General features: G+C 51.9%; 19 protein-coding genes. 16 read left to right on the top strand and 3 right to left on the bottom strand.

Annotation, left to right across the window (positions count from 1 at the left end):
* Window positions 1–100 precede the first annotated feature (100 nt).
* The 14 genes from ndk to C2I18_RS01845 all read left to right on the top strand — a co-directional run bounded on the left by ndk (window position 101) and on the right by C2I18_RS01845 (window position 13,523).
* Window positions 101–544, top strand: coding sequence for a nucleoside-diphosphate kinase (gene ndk, locus C2I18_RS01910; RefSeq protein ID WP_249899609.1), 444 nt, complete (start codon window positions 101–103; stop codon window positions 542–544).
* Window positions 545–570: 26 nt separating this feature from the next.
* A complete protein-coding gene (locus C2I18_RS01905; protein WP_249899608.1) occupies window positions 571–1,371 on the top strand; it encodes a CheR family methyltransferase in 801 nt (266 codons plus the stop codon).
* An 82-nt stretch (window positions 1,372–1,453) separates the two neighbouring features.
* Complete coding sequence (locus tag C2I18_RS01900) at window positions 1,454–1,636, top strand: hypothetical protein (protein WP_249902324.1); 183 nt, start codon at window positions 1,454–1,456, stop codon at window positions 1,634–1,636.
* Between the two features lie 198 nt (window positions 1,637–1,834).
* Window positions 1,835–3,004 (top strand): chorismate synthase, encoded by a 1,170-nt coding sequence (gene aroC, locus C2I18_RS01895; RefSeq protein WP_249899607.1) that lies wholly within the window; start codon window positions 1,835–1,837, stop codon window positions 3,002–3,004.
* A complete protein-coding gene (gene aroB, locus C2I18_RS01890; RefSeq protein WP_249899606.1) occupies window positions 3,004–4,110 on the top strand; it encodes a 3-dehydroquinate synthase in 1,107 nt (368 codons plus the stop codon). The genes aroC and aroB overlap by 1 nt, the downstream gene beginning before the upstream one ends.
* Window positions 4,104–4,475, top strand: coding sequence for a chorismate mutase (gene aroH, locus C2I18_RS01885; RefSeq protein ID WP_249899605.1), 372 nt, complete (start codon window positions 4,104–4,106; stop codon window positions 4,473–4,475). The genes aroB and aroH overlap by 7 nt, the downstream gene beginning before the upstream one ends.
* Window positions 4,476–5,056: 581 nt before the next feature.
* Window positions 5,057–6,613, top strand: coding sequence for an anthranilate synthase component I (gene trpE / locus C2I18_RS01880; RefSeq protein WP_249899604.1), 1,557 nt, complete (start codon window positions 5,057–5,059; stop codon window positions 6,611–6,613).
* A 66-nt stretch (window positions 6,614–6,679) separates the two neighbouring features.
* Entirely contained in the window at window positions 6,680–7,720 is a 1,041-nt protein-coding gene (gene trpD / locus C2I18_RS01875; RefSeq protein ID WP_249899603.1) for an anthranilate phosphoribosyltransferase, read from the top strand.
* The gene (trpC, locus tag C2I18_RS01870) at window positions 7,710–8,540 is read left to right on the top strand and encodes an indole-3-glycerol phosphate synthase TrpC (RefSeq protein ID WP_249899602.1); all 831 of its coding nucleotides are present in this window, start codon (window positions 7,710–7,712) and stop codon (window positions 8,538–8,540) included. Before trpD ends, trpC begins: the two co-directional genes overlap by 11 nt.
* Entirely contained in the window at window positions 8,533–9,213 is a 681-nt protein-coding gene (locus C2I18_RS01865; RefSeq protein WP_249899601.1) for a phosphoribosylanthranilate isomerase, read from the top strand. The genes trpC and C2I18_RS01865 overlap by 8 nt, the downstream gene beginning before the upstream one ends.
* On the top strand, window positions 9,210–10,406 hold the full coding sequence (gene trpB, locus C2I18_RS01860; protein WP_249899600.1) for a tryptophan synthase subunit beta: 1,197 nt from the start codon (window positions 9,210–9,212) through the stop codon (window positions 10,404–10,406). Before C2I18_RS01865 ends, trpB begins: the two co-directional genes overlap by 4 nt.
* The gene (gene trpA, locus C2I18_RS01855) at window positions 10,406–11,227 is read left to right on the top strand and encodes a tryptophan synthase subunit alpha (RefSeq protein WP_249899599.1); all 822 of its coding nucleotides are present in this window, start codon (window positions 10,406–10,408) and stop codon (window positions 11,225–11,227) included. Before trpB ends, trpA begins: the two co-directional genes overlap by 1 nt.
* A gap of 55 nt (window positions 11,228–11,282) precedes the next feature.
* Window positions 11,283–12,380, top strand: a complete 1,098-nt coding sequence (gene hisC / locus C2I18_RS01850; protein WP_249899598.1) for a histidinol-phosphate transaminase — start codon at window positions 11,283–11,285, stop codon at window positions 12,378–12,380.
* A gap of 48 nt (window positions 12,381–12,428) precedes the next feature.
* Window positions 12,429–13,523 carry a prephenate dehydrogenase gene (locus C2I18_RS01845; RefSeq protein WP_249899597.1) on the top strand — a complete coding sequence of 365 codons (1,095 nt, stop codon included), beginning with the start codon at window positions 12,429–12,431 and terminating at the stop codon, window positions 13,521–13,523.
* Window positions 13,524–14,425: 902 nt separating this feature from the next.
* Here C2I18_RS01845 and C2I18_RS01840 read toward each other — a convergent pair.
* The 3 genes from C2I18_RS01840 to C2I18_RS01830 are packed head-to-tail and all read right to left on the bottom strand — an operon-like array spanning window position 14,426 to window position 16,649.
* Window positions 14,426–15,169: an amino acid ABC transporter ATP-binding protein gene (locus C2I18_RS01840; protein ID WP_275100955.1), complete on the bottom strand. Its 744-nt coding sequence runs from the start codon at window positions 15,167–15,169 to the stop codon at window positions 14,426–14,428.
* A gap of 15 nt (window positions 15,170–15,184) precedes the next feature.
* On the bottom strand, window positions 15,185–15,844 hold the full coding sequence (locus C2I18_RS01835) for an amino acid ABC transporter permease (protein WP_249899596.1): 660 nt from the start codon (window positions 15,842–15,844) through the stop codon (window positions 15,185–15,187).
* Between the two features lie 28 nt (window positions 15,845–15,872).
* Window positions 15,873–16,649 (bottom strand): amino acid ABC transporter substrate-binding protein, encoded by a 777-nt coding sequence (locus tag C2I18_RS01830; protein WP_249899595.1) that lies wholly within the window; start codon window positions 16,647–16,649, stop codon window positions 15,873–15,875.
* 565 nt (window positions 16,650–17,214) lie between these two features.
* Here C2I18_RS01830 and C2I18_RS01825 point away from each other — a divergent pair.
* Window positions 17,215–17,802, top strand: a complete 588-nt coding sequence (locus C2I18_RS01825; protein WP_249899594.1) for an RNA polymerase sigma factor — start codon at window positions 17,215–17,217, stop codon at window positions 17,800–17,802.
* A 5-nt stretch (window positions 17,803–17,807) separates the two neighbouring features.
* Window positions 17,808–18,401: an anti-sigma factor family protein gene (locus C2I18_RS01820; protein ID WP_249899593.1), complete on the top strand. Its 594-nt coding sequence runs from the start codon at window positions 17,808–17,810 to the stop codon at window positions 18,399–18,401.
* Window positions 18,402–18,525: the final 124 nt, after the last annotated feature.

The following is an 18,525-nucleotide window of genomic DNA, read 5'->3' as shown; positions in this document are numbered from 1 at the left end:
TGCGTTCACAGATGGCATTGTTTCTGATAATATCAGGAAATATAAGCTCTGATTTCTGAAGCCTCTTATAATCCTATTATAGACAATGGAGAGTGACTGTATGGAAAGAACGTATCTGATGATCAAGCCGGACGGAGTGCAGCGCGGACTGATCGGGCGTATTGTTGCCCGCCTGGAAGACAAGGGATTCAAACTCATCGCAGCAAAGCTGATTACCGTTACGGATGAGCAGGCCAAGAAGCACTATGCAGAACATGAAGGCAAGGATTTCTTTGGTGAACTGGTAGGATTTATAACTTCCGGCCCTGTGTTCGCTATGGTATGGGAAGGCGATGACGTTATTGCGCTGTCCCGTCTCCTGATCGGCAAGACCAAGGTTGGCGAGGCATTACCCGGAACCATCCGCGGTGATTTTGCCAGTCATACACCACTTAACCTGATTCACGGATCAGATTCTCCAGAAAGCGCAGAACGCGAAATTGCCAATTTCTTTGCTCCGGATGAACTGGCCCACTATAATAAAGACATCGAAGCCTGGATGTAACAGCAGGCGGGAGGCAGGGGAAGACCATGGCTGAACGTGAAGGACTCGTGGCAGCAGACCCGGATTATACCGGATTTATTCACAAGATCAAACAAAGTACAGGAATAGACCTGTCTCAATACAAGGAAGCCCAGATGAAGCGGCGTCTTACTACGCTGCGGATGAAGAACGGCTATCATTCATTCAGTGATTTCTACAGCGCAATGATGCAGGACAAGGCATTGTTCTATGAGTTTCTCGACCGGATGACAATTAATGTCTCGGAGTTCTGGCGCAATCCGAACCGCTGGGAAGTGCTGCGGGATGTCATTCTGCCTGATCTGCAGCGTTCCGGCCGCAGGCTCAAGCTGTGGAGCGCCGCCTGCTCTACAGGGGAAGAGCCGTATACACTGGCCATGATTCTTTCTGACAAGAATATACTCACGCAGACCGGAATCCTGGCTACGGATATTGATGACGGCGCATTGTCCAAAGCGAAGCAGGGCCTCTATCTGGAGCGCTCCCTGAAGGATGTGCCGAAGGATGTGGCAGCGCGTTATTTCGCTCAGGAGGGGCCGATGTTCAAGGTCAGTGAAGGCCTCAAGAAGAACATTGATTTCCGCAAGCAGAATCTCCTGCTGGATAAATTCGATGAAGGCTTTGACCTTATCATCTGCCGTAACGTAATGATCTATTTTACCGAAGAAGCAAAGAACAAGCTCTACCACAAATTTTCGGCCAGCCTGCGCCCGGGCGGATATTTGTTCGTAGGCAGCACAGAGCAGATCTTTACACCGGGGCAGTACGGCTTTGAATCGACGGAGACCTTCTTCTACCGCAAGAAATAATATATAAGCCGCCGGCTTGTGCTTTTGTCCAATGTATACATCCGCTCCTTTTAAGTGATACTGGTTAACATATACAGCAAGCATGCGAAAGGTCGTTATCCAGATGGACAAAAGCAAGGTTATCGCCGCTTACAGACGCGGCTTCCTTACCGTCCGCGAATGCGGTCAAATTCTCGGCATCGAAGAGCGGCAGCTGCACAGCCTGCTGCTGCAGGAGGAGAACAAACAGCCGTTTACTCCTCCTGCCCGCAGGAGCGGAAGCTAGGGGGGCGGGATTCTGCCCGGAGGCTGAAAGGCGCTGCTTTACTCACTAGAGTAGAGCAGCGCTTTTATTTTAGGTTCGCAGGCTGGCCTTAAGGGAAGCATCCCTTTCTTGTCAAAGAGGACTCCCTATACTATAATGAGCAAAGACATTTAACATTTTAGCGGTTTACAGTTTGAAAGTGTGAAGGGGGAACGCAGCATGAGTTTACGCTATTTGACAGCGGGGGAAACGCACGGCCCCCAGCTTACAGCCATTATTGAAGGACTGCCCAGCAATTTGACACTTAATTTTGAGGAGCTTAACTTCCAGCTCGAGCGGCGTCAGAAGGGCTACGGCCGCGGACGGCGGATGCAGATTGAGAAAGATACGGCACAGATCGCCGGCGGAGTGCGCCACGGCTATACTACGGGAGCTCCTGTGGCCCTTGTGGTAGAGAACAAGGACTGGACCCACTGGAGAAACATTATGAATATCGAGCCGATTCCCGGAAGCGATGAAGAGAAGCGGCGTGTGAACCGTCCCCGTCCTGGACATGCGGATCTGAACGGCGGATTGAAGTATAACCATACAGACCTGCGGAACGTTCTTGAACGTTCGAGTGCCCGTGAGACAGCGGCGAGAGTTGCGGTTGGCGCGGTTGCCCGGCAGCTGCTGGCTGCATTCGGCGTAAAGATTGCCGGACAAGTCATCCGTATCGGTGAAATTGAGGCTCCGCCCAATCAGCTTACTGTGGATGAGCTGATAGAGCAGACTGAGGCTTCTTCTGTGCGAGTGGTAGACAAAGAGACAGAACAGAAGATGGAGGCTTACATAGACAAGATCAAGGAGGAAGGCGACTCGATCGGAGGCATTGTCGAATGTATCGTCGAAGGCCTGCCTGTCGGTCTGGGCAGTTATGTGCAGTATGACCGCAAGCTGGACGCTGCGATCGCCGGAGCTGTAATGTCGATCAACGCTTTCAAAGGTGTCGAGATCGGTATCGGATTTGAAGCCGGTAAGCTGCGCGGATCACAGGTCCATGATGAGATTATGTACGAGCCTTCCAGAGGATATTACCGGGCAAGCAACCGCCTCGGCGGTTTTGAAGGCGGAATGACCAACGGAATGCCGGTTGTCGTCCGCGGAGTAATGAAGCCGATCCCGACCCTCTACAAGCCGCTGCAGAGCGTGGATATCGACACTAAGGAGCCTTTTACCGCCCAGGTTGAACGTTCGGATGCCTGTGCTGTGCCGGCAGCCTGTGTCGTGCTGGAGAATGTAGTAGCCTGGGAAATCGCCAAAGCCTTCCTGGATAAATTCGGAGGGGACTCGATGGAAGAAATCCGCTCCAACTACAACAGCTATCTGGCACAGCTGGAGAGCTATTAATGGTACGGCAGATTACAGTAGATTTGGGTGAACGTTCGTATCCGATTTATATTGGAAGCGGGCTGCTGAAGGATGTCGGCCAGCGCTGCCTGGAGGCGGGTTTTCCGCTCCGCAGTCCGCTGCTTGTAGTCAGTGACAGCGAAGTTGCACCGCGCTATCTGCATGTACTGGAAGCGTCCCTGCGGGAACACGGTTATACCGTGGTGACTCATATCATTCCTGCTGGAGAAGCTTCCAAATCCCTGGCTGTCTATGAAGAGGTAATTACAACGGCTATCCAGGCCGGCCTGGACCGCAGCTCTGCGGTTCTGGCGCTTGGCGGCGGCGTAGTCGGCGATCTGGCCGGTTATGTTGCCGCAACCTATATGCGGGGAATCGGCTTTATGCAGATTCCGACTACGATCCTGGCCCATGACAGCAGTGTCGGCGGCAAGGTGGCCGTCAATCATCCGCTGGCCAAGAATATGATCGGAGCTTTCTATCAGCCGTCCATGGTGCTCTATGACATCGACACGCTGCTTACACTCCCGGCGCGCCAGGTTTCATCCGGGCTTGCCGAGGTCGTGAAGCACGGGCTGATTCTGGATAAGGAGTTCGCATACTGGTGCCGTGAGCATGCGGCTGAACTGCTTGAACTGAATGTTGAAGCGCTTGGATACGCCCTGGAGCGCGGATGTGCCATCAAGGCTGCCGTTATCGGTAATGATGAGCGTGAGCAGGGGCAGCGGGCGATCCTGAACCTGGGACACACCATCGGGCATGCTATAGAAGCCGTTGGCGGATATGGTGTGTTCCTGCATGGTGAAGCCATTGCCATCGGAATGGCCGGTTCGGCACTTCTGGCTGCCAAGCTGGGCCGTGATGCGTCGATTTATGAGGATACGGTATCTATGCTTACAGCCCTCGGACTGCCGGTCAGACTTCCGGCGGAAACCAGTGAAGATGAGCTGATGGAAGCGATGATGCATGACAAGAAGTTCAAGGAAGGCCGGATGACCTTTATCGTCCCTGATACAATTGGTTCTGTAAGTATTGTTAATGATGTGCAGCAGAGCACCGTCCGTGAAGTAATCGCACAGCTTAAGAAGGAGGAAAGCCCATGGTAAACCGGGGAATACGCGGGGCTACAACCGTTACACAAAATGAGGAAAACGAGATTTTACGGGAAACTGTGGTGCTGCTGCGGGAAATTGTCGAGCGTAATGATGTCATCGCAGAAGATATCTGCAGTGTGTGGATTACGGTGACCGGGGATCTGGACGCTACGTTTCCGGCGCGGGCCATCCGTGAGATCGAAGGCTGGGAGCTGGTGCCGCTGATGTGCTCCGTGGAGATTCCCGTCAAAGGCGGCCTGCCGATGTGCATCCGTCTGATGGTGCAGGTCAATACGGACAAGTCGCAGCGGGATATCCGCCATGTCTATCTGAACGAAGCCCAGAAGCTCCGTCCCGATCTCTCACAGGCCAAGTAACCAAAATAAATTGCGGGTTGTCAATGACCGCTGTCATCATGTATAGTGTAGTTAGCCGAGTGAAGCAGAGTTTAGTTGAGTAGAGTATAGCTGAGATGAGTACAGGATTTATAGTTGAGGCAATCCGTTTTTTTGCGTTATTTTCTTCAGGATAGCAGGGAACCTGTTTTGCGCTACCCGTCTATCCGTAATTAAGAAATTAACTGCAAGGGTGGAGTCTATTTGCCGGTCCTGAACAATTTTTCATATACTTGCTTATAACATAACCTCTACTCCGGTAGAGGTTTTTTTGTATCTTCCCAGATTGAACTTAAAAAACCATTAGGGAAGGGTGGCGGAGGGGAAGTTTGGAACTGTAGGAGCGATAGCGTTCGCCTATAACCTTTCTGTAGGAAAGCTCACTTCGGAAGCATAAGCAGTCACCGGATTTCAACCGCGAACAGCGGTACACATCAAGAAATCTGAGACAACAGCGGCCGGAAGTCCAAACATTCTCTGGAGTCACGGACAATTCCTAAAAGGAAGAATCGCAGTTTAGTGTACAATGGACAATAATTAATCATCTCAAGGAGGCATCCCTAATGACGAACCCTAGAATCGACGAAGTGGTGGCACTGTCGAGGGAATATAATTTAATCCCTGTAGTAAAAAGGCTGCTGGCCGATATGGAGACCCCAATCCGTTTGTTCCAGCGTTTTGCGGAGCAGGATCATGCGTTTCTGCTGGAAAGTGTGGAGGGCGGCATTCAATGGGCACGGTACTCTTTTATCGGAAGTGATCCATTTCTGAAGATTTCGGGTAAAAAGGGTGTTATCCGCGCTGAAGTCGGCGGGGAACAGCGGCTGCTTCAGGGCAAGCCGATCGAAGAGCTGAAAGCACTGCTCAGATCCTACCGCAGCCCCAAGCTTGAGGGAATGCCTCCTTTTACCGGCGGGGCCATCGGATTCTTCGGTTATGACCTGCTGCAGTATTATGAAAAGCTGTCCCCGCATGCTGTAGACGATCTGGGGATGGACGATATCCGCTTTATGTTCTGTGACCGCATCATCGTATTCGATCATGTGAAGCAGCAGATCCTGCTCGTCGGTAACCTGCACATCAAGGACGGGGACACGGATTCAGAGATCCGTGCAGGCTACGAGGAGCTTAGCCGGAAGCTGGAAAACCTGGCCGAAGAGCTGCAGAAGGAAGGGCCGAAGGAGAACGTCAACCGGCGCAGTATTCCGCAGGACATTGAGCTCGGGCAGATACACTCGAATGTTACAAAAGAGCAGTATATCAGCAACGTAGAGCAGGCCAAGGAATATATCCGGGCCGGGGACATTTTTCAGGTGGTATTATCACAGCGTCTGCATATTGAGACGGAAGTATCACCGCTGCACGTGTACCGGATGCTGCGTACCCTGAATCCTTCACCCTATATGTATTATCTGAAAATGGATGAGGAGATTATCGTCGGCACTTCTCCGGAGGCGCTGGTAAAGGTGGACGGAGACCGGGTGGAGACCCGGCCGATCGCGGGCACCCGGCCGCGGGGCGCAACGGACACTGAGGACCGGCAGCTCGCCGCAGACCTGCTGGAGGATGAGAAGGAACGGGCGGAACATCTGATGCTGGTGGATCTGGGCCGCAACGATTTGGGCCGGGTTTCAAAGTTCGGGACGGTGAAATGCGATTCCTTTATGGAAATTGAAAAATACTCCCATGTCATGCACATGGTCTCGAATGTAGCCGGTACTCTGGATGACAACAAGGATTTCTTCGATGCTTTCCTCTCCTGCCTGCCGGCCGGTACTGTCTCCGGTGCGCCAAAGCTGCGGGCAATGGAAATTATCTCCGAGCTGGAACGGGAAGCAAGAGGCGCTTACGCCGGTGCGATTGGTTATCTCGGGTTTTCCGGGAATATGGATTCCTGCATTACAATCCGGACGATTATTTTCCGCAAAGGCCGGGCTTATGTGCAGGCAGGGGCAGGAATTGTCTGGGATTCGGTTCCGGAGAAGGAATACGAAGAGACGATGAACAAGGCCAAAGGGATGCTGAAGGCCATCCGCATGGCTGAAGCCATGTTCCCTGTGGAAGTAAAGGAGAAGCAGGTCATCAACCAGGATTACATGTACGAATACACCCCTAATTAAAAGTTAAGCAGAGAAGAGCAGAGCAGAGAATGCTCCATAACCCAAACCTTTAGGAGGAATAAAACTATGGATGCAAGCCAGTTGTTACAATCAGGAATTGCCGGACTCATTGAAGGCAGAGACCTTAGCCGTTCGCAGGCACGGGAGATTATGGGGACGATTATGGAAGGTGCGGCATCGGCCGCACAGATCGGCGCGCTGCTGACAGCGCTGCGGATCAAAGGTGAAACTGTAGAAGAAATTACCGGCTTCGCGGAAGCGATGCGCGGCTTCGGTACACCCGTACTTACTGAACGTACGAGACTCCTCGATACTTGCGGTACCGGGGGCTCCGGAATTCATAAATTTAATATCTCCACCGCCTCGGCTATCATCTCTTCCGCTGCCTCTGTCCGTGTCGCCAAGCATGGCAACCGCTCAGCCAGCGGCAGAGCAGGCAGTGCGGATGTATTGGAGGCACTTGGAGTCAATATTCATCTGAACGCAGAGCAGGCCCGGCAGTGTCTGGACAGCATCGGGATCTGCTTCCTGTTCGCGCAAATTTACCATCCTTCAATGAAGCATGCCGCAGCACCGCGCCGGGAGCTTGGTGTCCGGACGATATTCAATATGCTTGGCCCGCTGACCAACCCGGCCGGAGCAGACCGGCAGCTGATGGGGATATATGACCGTGACAAAACGGAAACGGTAGCCCATGTGCTAAAAGAGCTGGGTTCCAAGCGCGCGATGATCGTCAGCAGTCTGGACGGCCTGGATGAGATCAGCATCTCTTCAGCCACCCAGGTCTCCGAACTTAAGAACGGACTGGTCACTACCTATGAAGTGACACCGGAATCGCTGGGCCTCAGCAGCCATCCGCTGGAAGATGTGCTGGGCGGAGATGCGGCGGAGAATGCGGCGATTATTACCAGTGTACTTCAAGGTGAAATGAATCCTTACCGCGACATTGTACTGGCCAATGCGGGTGCTTGCATCTATGTTGCAGGTCTTGCTGATACCCTTAGAGACGGCGTGGAGAAAGCGAGAGTTACTATCGATTCGGGCCAGGCCCTCATGAAGCTGGAGCAGTTAAAAGTTATGACGAAGGAGCTTGATTATGTATCTTGAACAAATTGTCTCCACCAAAATAAAAGAAGTCGAAGAGCTCGGCCAAAGCTTCTCGCTGGCAGAAGCTGAACGAATCATTGCTGCACTGCCTGCAGCCCGGGGATTCCATGATGCACTGACAAAGCGCCGGAACCGGGAAATGGGGCTGATTGCTGAGGTGAAGAAGGCTTCGCCTTCGAAAGGACTGATCCGGGCGGATTTTGATCCTGCTGCGATTGCCAGGGGGTATGAAGCCGGAGGCGCAGATTGCCTGTCCGTTCTGACGGACCGTGACTATTTTCAGGGCAGCGGAGCGTATCTCCGGCAGGTTAGAGAAGCAGTAAAGCTTCCGCTGCTGCGCAAGGATTTTATTATTGACGAAAAACAAATATACGAAGCCCGCATACTGGGGGCGGATGCCATCCTTCTGATTGCAGCCATTCTTACTCCGGAGCAAATTACCGCCTACACTGACCTGGCGGCTGCGCTCGGTATGGATGTTCTGATTGAGGTTCATGACGCAGACGAACTGAACACTGTGCTGGCTACCGGCCGGGGAGAACATCCCGGTGTACTGCTGGGTATCAACAACCGCAATCTGCGCACCTTTGAAACATCGCTTACGACAACAGCAGAGCTGGCTGCACTTGTTCCTGCAGGGGTGCCGGTGATCAGTGAGAGCGGAATTTCCGGACCTGCAGATATCGGATATTTGAGAACAACAGGGGCATGCGGAGTGCTGGTTGGTGAATATCTGATGCGCCAGCCTGATGTGGAGCAGGCAGTGAATAAGCTGCTCGGACCGGTACCTGCGGGAAAGGACAGTGCCCTTCATGGCTGAGACGCTGGTAAAAATCTGTGGACTTCAGGACGTTGAAGTGCTAAAATCTATGAAGATGTTGCCGGTTGATTATATCGGATTCGTCTTTGCGCCCAGCCGGCGCAGAGTGAATGCGGATCAGGCAGCAGAGCTGATCCGTGTGCTTGCAGACTGGGAGACCGAAGCAGCTCCAAAGGCTGCGGGCGTATTTGTGAATCCGGAAATGGCTGAGCTCGGCGAGCTGCTCGCCGCTGTACCGCTGGATGTGATTCAGCTGCATGGCCGGGAAAGCGCGGAATTCTGCCGCGAAGTAAAGCTTGCTTTTCCGGAAGTACAGGTGTGGAAGGCCCTTTCTGTAGCCGGACGCGGTCAGAATGACAGTGACAACGGTCATCAGCTCCTTGCGAGCTATGCGGGCAGCATAGATGCAGTGCTGCTGGACACGTATGATCCGCAGGCAAGCGGAGGCTCAGGGGTTACTTTTGACTGGGAACAGATTCCCGGGTATCAGCAGGCTGCTGCCGGATATGGACTGCCGTTATTCGTTGCCGGAGGACTGCATCCGGACAATGTAGGCGGATTGCTGTCAAGCTACAGCCCGGATGGAGTGGATGTCTCCAGCGGAGTGGAGAGCGGCGGCGTTAAGGATATTACCAAAATGACAGCTTTTGTGGAAAGGGTGAAGCAATCATGATACAAGTACCTGACAAATACGGACGTTTTGGTTCTTTCGGAGGCCGCTTCGTTCCCGAAACCTTGATGAATGCACTGATTGAGCTGGAGGAGGCTTACAACAAGTATTCGGCTGACCCGGCTTTTCAGGAAGAAATAGATTATTTGCTGAAGCAGTATTCCGGGCGGGAGACCCCGCTCTATTACGCGGAACGCCTCAGCAAGCACCTCGGCGAAGCCAAGATCTATCTGAAGCGTGAAGACCTGAACCATACGGGGGCGCACAAAATCAACAATGCGATCGGCCAGGGCATTCTTGCCAAAATGATGGGCAAAACAAAGGTCATTGCCGAAACCGGCGCAGGCCAGCATGGTGTGGCTACGGCAACTGTTGCAGCGCTGCTGGGCATGGAATGTAAAGTGTTTATGGGTGAAGAGGATACGCGCCGCCAGGCGCTTAATGTGTTCCGGATGAAGCTGCTGGGTGCAGAAGTGATTCCGGTCACCTCAGGCTCGCGTACCTTGAAGGATGCTGGGAATGAGGCGCTGCGCTACTGGGTCAGCAATGTCGAGGATACCTTCTACGTGCTTGGTTCTGCCGTCGGTCCCCATCCATATCCGATGATGGTCCGCAATTTCCAGCGGATTATCGGTGATGAGACACGCCGTCAGATTCTCGAGGCCGAAGGACGCCTGCCGGATCTGCTGGTAGCAGCGGTAGGCGGCGGCAGCAATGCCATCGGAATGTTCTATCCGTTCATGGAGGACACCGCTGTAGGAATGATTGGCGTTGAGGCCGCGGGTAAAGGTGTGGACACCGAGTTCCATGCCGCTACTATGAGCAAAGGAACCCATGGTGTCTTCCAGGGATCAATGAGCTATCTGCTGCAGGATGAACATGGACAGGTACAGGAAGCACATTCGATTTCGGCGGGTCTGGACTATCCGGGTGTCGGACCGGAGCATTCCTATCTTAAGGATATTGAGCGGGCGCAGTACGTACCGATCACGGATGCGGAGGCGCTTGATGCCTTGAAGCTGCTTTGCGTGACCGAGGGAATCATTCCGGCGCTGGAGTCCTCGCATGCCATTGCCCATGTCGCCAAAATTGCCCCGACCCTCACCAAGGATGATATCGTAGTCATCTGCCTGTCCGGGCGCGGTGACAAGGACGTGGAGTCGATTATGGCCTATACGGAAGGGGCGGGTAAGTGATGACAACGGAGACGACAAACCGGATGGATCTGACGTTCCGGAAGCTGAAGGAGGAGGGCAGAACGGCGCTGATCCCTTTTCTTACGGTTGGTGATCCCGATCTGGAAACGACGCTTGCGATTATTGCAGAGCTGGAGGCGGCTGGCGCAGACATTCTGGAGCTGGGAGTACCCTATTCCGATCCGCTGGCAGACGGCCCTGTGATCCAGCGTGCTTCCGCCCGGGCCCTGCGCGGCCAGGTGAATATCCGGACGTGCATGGAGACGGCTTTAAAAGCCCGTCAGGCCGGCAGCAAATTGCCGTTCATTCTGTTCACTTATTATAATCCGGTATTGCAGATGGGGCTTGATACCTTTTTTGCCGAGCTGGATACCCACGAAATCAGCGGGCTGATTATCCCTGATCTGCCTGTAGAAGAATCCGGGGAAATGCGCCGCCGCAGCCGCGAGGCCGGTGTCAATCTGATTCCGCTTGTTGCTCCAACCTCAAGTGAACGGATTCAGCGTATTGTTTCCGGCGCCAGCGGATTTATATACTGTGTCTCCTCGCTGGGAGTAACAGGGGAGAGATCCTCTTTTCATACCGGTGTGGATGACTTTATTGAATCTGTACGTCAGGCGACAGACCTTCCGGTTGCGGTGGGCTTTGGAATCTCGACGGGCGACCAGGTGGCGCGTTTTGCCCGGATTTGTGATGGTGTAGTCGTAGGCAGCGCCATTGTCCGCAAAGTGGAGGAGGTTATTCCGCTTCTGGATGATCCGGCTACACGCAGTGGGGGATTGTTGCAAATTCGCGAATTTGTGGCACAATTAAGACCATGACGGTCTTCTAATAGACCTGAATGTTGTAACTACTGATAGAGAGCGGGGACCGTACATGAATCCAAAACCGAATATTGTTAACCTGCCGGTCTATAAGCCCGGCAAGCCGATCGACGAGGTGAAGAAGGAGCTTGGCCTGAGCGAGGTGATCAAGCTCGCTTCCAATGAGAATCCTTACGGAGCTTCGCCAAGTGCAAAAGCCGCAATCATTGCAGATCTGGATAACCTTTATCTCTACCCTGACGGTTCCGCTGTTGAATTGACTACAGCACTTGCCGGCCATTTGGGAGTGGAGAACGATAATATTATTTTTGGCTGCGGCTCGGATGAGATTATTGCCCTGATTGCCCGTGCATTTTTCCTGCCGGGTGACGAGACGATTATGGCCGATCAGACCTTCTCTGTATATAAAAGCAATGCAGACATAGAAGGCGCTGTAACAATCGAAGTGCCGCTTGTTAAAGGTACGCATGATCTTGACGCCATGCTGGCCAAGGTTACTGACCGGACCAAAGTCATCTGGATTTGCAACCCGAACAACCCGACGGGAACCATTGTACCGGAAGAGGCGCTTACCGCGTTCCTGGATGCAGTTCCGCCGGAAGTCATGGTTGTGCTGGATGAAGCTTATTATGAGTATGTAACCGACCTGTCTTACTCCAACGGCATCAAGCTGCTTGATAAATATCCTAACCTTGTCGTGCTGCGGACCTTCTCCAAGATTTATGGCCTTGCTGCACTGCGCATCGGTTACGGTGTTGCCAGCCCGGAGATCATCAAGCTGATTAACCAGGTGCGTGAACCGTTCAATACCTCGCGTCTTGCCCAGGCCGGCGCACTTGCTGCCCTGGCAGATCAGGAGTATGTCCAGGAATGCAGACGGCTTAACAAGGCCGGGATCATTCAGCTTCAGGCTGAGTTCAAACGCCTGGGACTGGAATCTTTCCCTGCACACGGTAACTTTATTATGGTGGATGTACGCAAGCCTGCGGCTGAAGTCTTTGACGCCCTGCTGAGCCAAGGTATTATTGTCAGAGCGGGCCACCGCTTGTACCCGACTTACATCCGTGTGACAGTCGGCTCCACAGAGCAGAATGAAGCTTTCATTAACGCACTGGAGCGGGCGCTTACAGAGCAGGGCGTACAGGCTTAACCGGCAAGAGACAAGACGATACCACAGAAGGCAGGTAGTGCAAAGAACATGACGACAAAAATAGCCATTTTCGGTGTCGGTCTGATCGGAGGCTCACTGGCCCTTTGCTTCAAAGGCAAGGAGGGCCTGACCGTCGTAGGCCATGCCCACCGTCCTGAATCCGCGATTAAGTATGTGAACAGAGGTGTAGTCGATGAGGCTACACTGTCTGTCGAAGAGGCGGCACTGGATGCTGACTTCATCTTCCTGTGCGTCCCTGTGGGCATGCTGGAAGAATATCTAGTGCAGCTGAGCAAGCTTCCGCTCAAGCCGGGCTGTATTATTACCGATGTCGGCAGCACCAAGGCCAGTATAGCGGCCTGCGCGGTGTCACTGGATCTTCCAGGAGTACATTTCATCGGCGGGCATCCGATGGCCGGCTCGGAGCGTTCAGGAGTCGAAGCCGCATCTTCATTACTGTTCGAGAACGCATATTATGTACTGACGCCGCCGCCGGGCGTTCCGGAGGAGGCCTATCAGGCCCTTGAGAGCCTGCTTCTACATACCAGGGCACAGATTGTCCGGCTGGATCCGGAGCGTCACGATGAGATTGTCGGGGCGATCAGCCATCTGCCGCACATTATAGCTGTTGCTCTTGTGAATCAGATTCACGGATATGATACTACCGATTCGCTGTACAGCACGCTTGCTGCCGGGGGCTTCCGGGATATTACACGTATCGCTTCCAGCGATCCGATTATCTGGCGCGATATTCTGCTGAATAACCGTACGGTCATGCTCAAGCTGCTTAAGGACTGGAATGAAGAGGTCTCCTCATTCATCCATCTGCTGGAGAGCGGCGACGGTGAGGGGATCGAGGAGGCCTTCCAGGAAGCGAACGGCTTCCGCAGCCAGCTGCCTGAGCGCCGCAAGGGCATGATTACTCCTCTGTTCGATCTGCACATCGATGTACCCGATCATCCGGGGATTATCGGACGGATTGCTACAGAGCTTGGGGATAAGGGAATCAACCTCAGCAACGTGCAGATTATCGAGAGCCGCGAGGATGTTCCGGGGATTATGCGCTTGTCCTTCCGCCAGGAGAATGACATGGAACGGGCCAAAGTTTTGCTGCAGCACAATGATTATACAGTGTATGTATAGAGAAGCCGGGGCCTATGCCCCGGTTTTTTAATATGGAGGCATGTTCTAAGTTCTACACAGCTTAATTGGATTTCCTCCACCTAATTTGAACCTTTATCACTAATTATGAGCTTTAGTTGGAAATGCTCAGGCTGTCGGTAAGTCTAGCAGCCTTCTTTATCTGACTTTGTTTCACACGACACACCATTAACGATTGCCGGCTCCAACCCATCACCTCACGCGCACCAGAACAAATTAATTACTTGGAAAGGCTAAGGTTAACGGACCCTAGTTCCGTTATGTTGCGCTAGAGGTGTGTTTTAGAATTCTAACGGACCCTGGTTCCGTTATTTCATCCGAAAGGGCTTAATATACCCATCATTTAGCAGCATAAAGGAACCACGGTCCGTTGGCGATGGAAACGGGGCGATTTTCGGCAAATAACGGAAGCAGTGTCCGTTAGCTTGTGAAAGAGGACGGGGCACATAACAAATGCAGCGTCTGCAGATACAGAAACACAGCAAAGTAACCCAAGACCATTAAAAGAGCAGGGTTTCTCAACATTCAGAATTTCTCCAGTTATTCAAGCTCAAGCCGGTTAAGCGCTTTTGGGATTATTCCAGTACATTTAAGTGGAGTACGCTGTCACCAAACCCATGTAAAGCTAAAAATAGACAAAAAAAGAACCGCTTACATTATAAGCGGTTACAGTTCACAATTATATTGGAACCGTGCAGTGTTTGGATAGGAGTGGAGAGAAACCATACTGTACTTTTATTATATGTATCCGTTTACATATTGTCAACAGTTTATTCAAAACTAATTTGTCTTGTGCAGTAGTTATTGAAATCAAGTAAGCATCAGTCCATGAAAGAGAATAAAAAAAGTGCACAGCCGCCGCTGTGCACTCCAGGCAATTCTGTTTAATCCTGATTCAAAAACGTCCGGGTCCGCTCCAGCCGCGGACTGCCGAAGAGCTGCTCGGGTGTGCCGGATTCGGCGATTTCCCCGTTATCTATGAAGAAGACCCGGTCTGCAACATCACGGGCAAAATTCATTTCATGCGTGACGATGATCATCGTCATATTCTCCTCCGCCAGCTGGCGGATAACCCGCAGCACTTCACCGGTCAGCTCGGGATCTAGCGCCGATGTCGGCTCATCGAACAGCAGAATATCGGGGCTCAGCATCAATGCTCTGGCGATCGCTACCCGCTGCTTCTGGCCGCCTGAGAGCATGGATGGATATACATCCGCTTTATCGGCCAGGCCGACCTTGGAGAGCAGCTCCAGGCTTTTGGCGGCGATCTCCCGTTCACTCCCGCGCTTCAGCGTTCTTGGGGCCAGCTCCAGGTTTCCCCGTACAGTGAGATGAGGAAACAGATTAAAGTGCTGGAACACCATGCCCATGGTAGAGGTGATTTTTTTGATCTCAGCCCCGCCCGCATATTTGCCGTTGTCCACCAGCGGCTTGCCGTGGATCAGGATGCTACCGCCGGTAACCTCCTCCAGATGCACAAGACTGCGCAGCATTGTACTCTTGCCGGAGCCGGAAGGACCGATGACTGCAACGACCTCTCCCGGGCTCACCTCAAAGGTAATCTTTTTCAGCACATCAAGGCTGCCGAAGGATTTCTGCAATTGTCTGACTTCAATGATATTACTCATAGTTGGACAGTCCTTCTACTCAAATTTGAAACGTTTTTCCAGTACTTTGAAAAATAATGTCAGCACCAGTGTCATCAGCAAATAGATTACTCCGGCTACGACAAACGGTGTTACTGTAAAATCGCGGTTGACCGCCGTCTTCGCATAATTCAGCAGCTCCGGAACAGCAACCGCATAGAGCAGCGCAGTGTCCTTAACCAGGGTAATCGACTCATTGGCCACAGCAGGAAGGGCCACCCGGAACATTTGGGCGAGAATGACCTTACGCAGAGTCTGCCACTTGCTGAGTCCGAGCACCTTGGCCGCCTCGTGCTGGCCTTTATCAATGGAGAGCAGCCCTCCGCGGAAAATCTCGGCAAAATAAGCGCCGTAATTCAGCACAAAGCCCAGTGTGGCAGCGACGAAACGGTCAAATACGAGATACTCCCCGATCACCGGAATCTGCGGAAGTCCGAAGCAAAAGAACAGCAGCTGCAGCAAAAGCGGAGTTCCGCGCATAACGTAGATATAGGTGTGCGCAATCCACGCCAGCGGCTTAATAGCACTTTTGGCCATCAGCGTAACGAGCATTCCCAGCGGAATGGACAGGACGATGACGATCAGGAACAGCAGAATTGTCGTCCGGGCACCCTCCAGCATGGGGCCGGAAATTTTAATGATATAATCTATATCCATTTCTTCAACGACTCCTAAAAGATACAATCTAGTTCAGTACTTTGTTCTCTCCAAACCACTTGGTGGAAATTTCAGCGGCTGTTCCGTCACTGCTCAGCTCGTCCAGAGCCTTTTGCAGCTCCTCGAGCAGAGCTTCATTGCCCTTCTTGATTCCGATGCCGTACTGCTCAGGCGCCAGCGATTCATCCAGCAGCTTGTAAGTGCCGGCTTCCAGGGACATGTAATATCTTGCCACCACTTCGTCGATGACTACTCCATCAAGGCGTTTGGATTTCAGGTCTGTCAGGGCAAGGACGTTGTCCGGGAATTCGGATACGCCGCCGATGTCAGCCTTGATCGGACTTGCGTCCAGCGCATCGGCAGCAGAGGAAAGACTTTGCAGGCCGATTTCTTTTCCGGCGAGATCTGTGAGCTTTGACAATTCGGAATCCGCAAGCACAACCACTACCTGGCTGTTCTCGAGATAAGGCTTGGTGAACAGAACCTTCTCTTTACGCTCATCTGTAATGGTGTACCCGTTCCAGATCATATCAATGCGTCCGCTGTTCAGCTCGGATTCCTTGGCAGACCAGTCAATCGGCTGGAAGGTAACCTCTTTACCCATTTTCTCAGCGGCAGCTTTCGCATAGTCAATATCAAACCCGACAATCTCATTGTTGTCATCCCTGAACCCCATCGGCGCAAACTTGTCATCGATACCGATCACAAGCTTCCCGTCTCCATTGCCTGAACCTGAGCTTGAGCAGCCTGCCAGCACTGCAATAATCATCACTGCCAATAGAACTAAAAATCCTTGTCGCTTCATCTCTCTAATCCCCCTAGTAAGTGGCACATTTCAGCATGTGCTTTAGTTCGCTAATACGTTATCAGTTTATCATAATAACATAGCAAACGAATGACGTCGATAGAGAAGAGAGGCGCTTCTGTGTCAAATCGGATAGAAATCCGGCGGTGCGTACCCTTATGCAGATGATGTTTTTCAATGTTTTTCTGTGTCGTTACAAGGTTTTTGCAATACCGGACTTTAGTCCTAAATTGTAATAAAATGTAATAGACTTAAAAGTCTACTAATGTCATCCTATCAGATTGTATGCTATAATAAACCAGTATGTTTATAGACTTCACTGCTTTTATTGCGGAAAAAGGCGGATGAAGGATGGTCTGGAAATTTGCGAATATGTTTTTTTCTTTCAGCATTTACATACAGCATGCCTAATCAGCGGGTAATTGAATATACATAGGAAAGTGTTTTGGCACACGTTTTAAATTTGATTTTTACAGCGCAACTTTTTTAGCCCTGACCGGTATAACTTATTTAGTACGGACCGGCAGGGAGTACGCGTACAAGGGCGAGGAGGGCCGAACTCACCATGACGGATTCCCAGTTGATCCAGTTAATCAAACAAGGCAATACAGAATTGTATTCAGAATTAATGAGCAGATATCAGCGTAAAATACTGGCTTTTGTGTATCATATGCTTAAAAACTCCCATATGGAGCTGATTGCCGAGGATCTCTGTTCGGAGACATTCTACAAAGCGTTCAGGAGCCTGCATTCCTTCCGGGAGGTAGACGCTTCCTTTTCAACATGGCTGTACACGATTGCCCGCAATACGGTGCTCAGCGAGCTCCGCAAGAACCGTGCAGGCAATGTATCGCTCGAAGAAAGCGGTTATACCCCTGTAGCTCCGCCGGAGATCGCTCCCGAGCAGGCGGCACTGCGCAAGGAACGGATGAATCTGGTCCGTGAAGCTATTAATAATCTGCCGGAGAAGCAGCGCTCGGCGCTGATTCTGCGTGAATATGACCAAATGGATTACCAGGAAATTGCTGTGATTTTGGACCAGAGCGTCAGCTCCGTGAAGTCACTATTGTTCCGGGCAAGGAGCAGTGTGAAGCTGCAACTCGAATCCTATTTCTATGAGCCTGAAATTGAAGAGCAGGCTGAGAGGGTGTAAGGCCAATGAACTGCAGGGAAGCGCAGGATTCCATTCCGCTTTTGTGGGACGCTCCCCCCACTGACCCCAAGCGGATTGAGCTGGAGAAGCATATAGCAGGCTGTTCCTTCTGTGCCGTTGAATGGGCATTTTGGCAGGAGACCAGTGAGCTTATGCAGGATGCGAAGGTAGAAGTCAGCGAAGAAAGAGCGGAAGCTGTAAATCTCAGAGTTATGGAGCGGATCTATCTGGAGAGTCCCTGGCTCATGCCCGGTGACGGCAAATCCGCCGGTAATTCAACGGTTTTCCGCCGCCGTATAAGCCTTTGGATTGCCTGCTTTCTGGCAGTGTTTCTATCGAGCTTCCTTTATTTTACCATGTTCAGAACGCCGTCCAACACGACTTCGGCACAGAGCGGAATCGTCGACACAGGCGTTGCAGGCTTGTCCCTTGAATGGACATCATCTTACCCTGCGATGGATTCCGGCGGCGGAATTATTGAACCTCTGGTAGTAAGCATGGGGCCGACACATCCGCAGTACTGGATGATGCTGTCTATGCTGGGTGTCCTTTTATCCATCTTTTTGCTGGTCCGGCTGAACCGGTACCGCAGACAATGAAAGCCCCTTTACACCTGTAAAGAGGGCTTTTTTTGACGTATCAAAAAGCTATAACTACTACTATGGTATAATTTTATTTCAAAAAGAAGACAATTGTTTTCATTCATGATACATTATTAAGCAA

Origin of the sequence: Paenibacillus sp. PK3_47, assembly GCF_023520895.1 — a bacterium.
Taxonomy (GTDB): Bacteria; Bacillota; Bacilli; order Paenibacillales; family Paenibacillaceae; genus Paenibacillus_AQ.
The sequence above is the reverse complement of the archived record's forward strand: the minus strand, read 5'-3'. Positions and strand labels throughout refer to the sequence as shown.

What these genes read in the sequence shown, in the direction of transcription:
- aroH (WP_249899605.1), top strand. Translation starts at nt 4,104, where the DNA reads ATGGTAAACCGGGGAATACGCGGGGCTACAACCGTTACACAAAATGAG.
- C2I18_RS01900 (WP_249902324.1), top strand. Translation starts at nt 1,454, where the DNA reads ATGCGAAAGGTCGTTATCCAGATGGACAAAAGCAAGGTTATCGCCGCT.
- trpE (WP_249899604.1), top strand. Translation starts at nt 5,057, where the DNA reads ATGACGAACCCTAGAATCGACGAAGTGGTGGCACTGTCGAGGGAATAT.
- C2I18_RS01835 (WP_249899596.1), bottom strand. Translation starts at nt 15,844, where the DNA reads ATGGATATAGATTATATCATTAAAATTTCCGGCCCCATGCTGGAGGGT.
- trpD (WP_249899603.1), top strand. Translation starts at nt 6,680, where the DNA reads ATGGATGCAAGCCAGTTGTTACAATCAGGAATTGCCGGACTCATTGAA.
- hisC (WP_249899598.1), top strand. Translation starts at nt 11,283, where the DNA reads ATGAATCCAAAACCGAATATTGTTAACCTGCCGGTCTATAAGCCCGGC.
- C2I18_RS01820 (WP_249899593.1), top strand. Translation starts at nt 17,808, where the DNA reads ATGAACTGCAGGGAAGCGCAGGATTCCATTCCGCTTTTGTGGGACGCT.
- trpC (WP_249899602.1), top strand. Translation starts at nt 7,710, where the DNA reads ATGTATCTTGAACAAATTGTCTCCACCAAAATAAAAGAAGTCGAAGAG.
- ndk (WP_249899609.1), top strand. Translation starts at nt 101, where the DNA reads ATGGAAAGAACGTATCTGATGATCAAGCCGGACGGAGTGCAGCGCGGA.
- C2I18_RS01840 (WP_275100955.1), bottom strand. Translation starts at nt 15,169, where the DNA reads ATGAGTAATATCATTGAAGTCAGACAATTGCAGAAATCCTTCGGCAGC.
- C2I18_RS01905 (WP_249899608.1), top strand. Translation starts at nt 571, where the DNA reads ATGGCTGAACGTGAAGGACTCGTGGCAGCAGACCCGGATTATACCGGA.
- aroB (WP_249899606.1), top strand. Translation starts at nt 3,004, where the DNA reads ATGGTACGGCAGATTACAGTAGATTTGGGTGAACGTTCGTATCCGATT.
- C2I18_RS01865 (WP_249899601.1), top strand. Translation starts at nt 8,533, where the DNA reads ATGGCTGAGACGCTGGTAAAAATCTGTGGACTTCAGGACGTTGAAGTG.
- aroC (WP_249899607.1), top strand. Translation starts at nt 1,835, where the DNA reads ATGAGTTTACGCTATTTGACAGCGGGGGAAACGCACGGCCCCCAGCTT.
- C2I18_RS01830 (WP_249899595.1), bottom strand. Translation starts at nt 16,649, where the DNA reads ATGAAGCGACAAGGATTTTTAGTTCTATTGGCAGTGATGATTATTGCA.
- trpA (WP_249899599.1), top strand. Translation starts at nt 10,406, where the DNA reads ATGACAACGGAGACGACAAACCGGATGGATCTGACGTTCCGGAAGCTG.
- trpB (WP_249899600.1), top strand. Translation starts at nt 9,210, where the DNA reads ATGATACAAGTACCTGACAAATACGGACGTTTTGGTTCTTTCGGAGGC.
- C2I18_RS01825 (WP_249899594.1), top strand. Translation starts at nt 17,215, where the DNA reads ATGACGGATTCCCAGTTGATCCAGTTAATCAAACAAGGCAATACAGAA.
- C2I18_RS01845 (WP_249899597.1), top strand. Translation starts at nt 12,429, where the DNA reads ATGACGACAAAAATAGCCATTTTCGGTGTCGGTCTGATCGGAGGCTCA.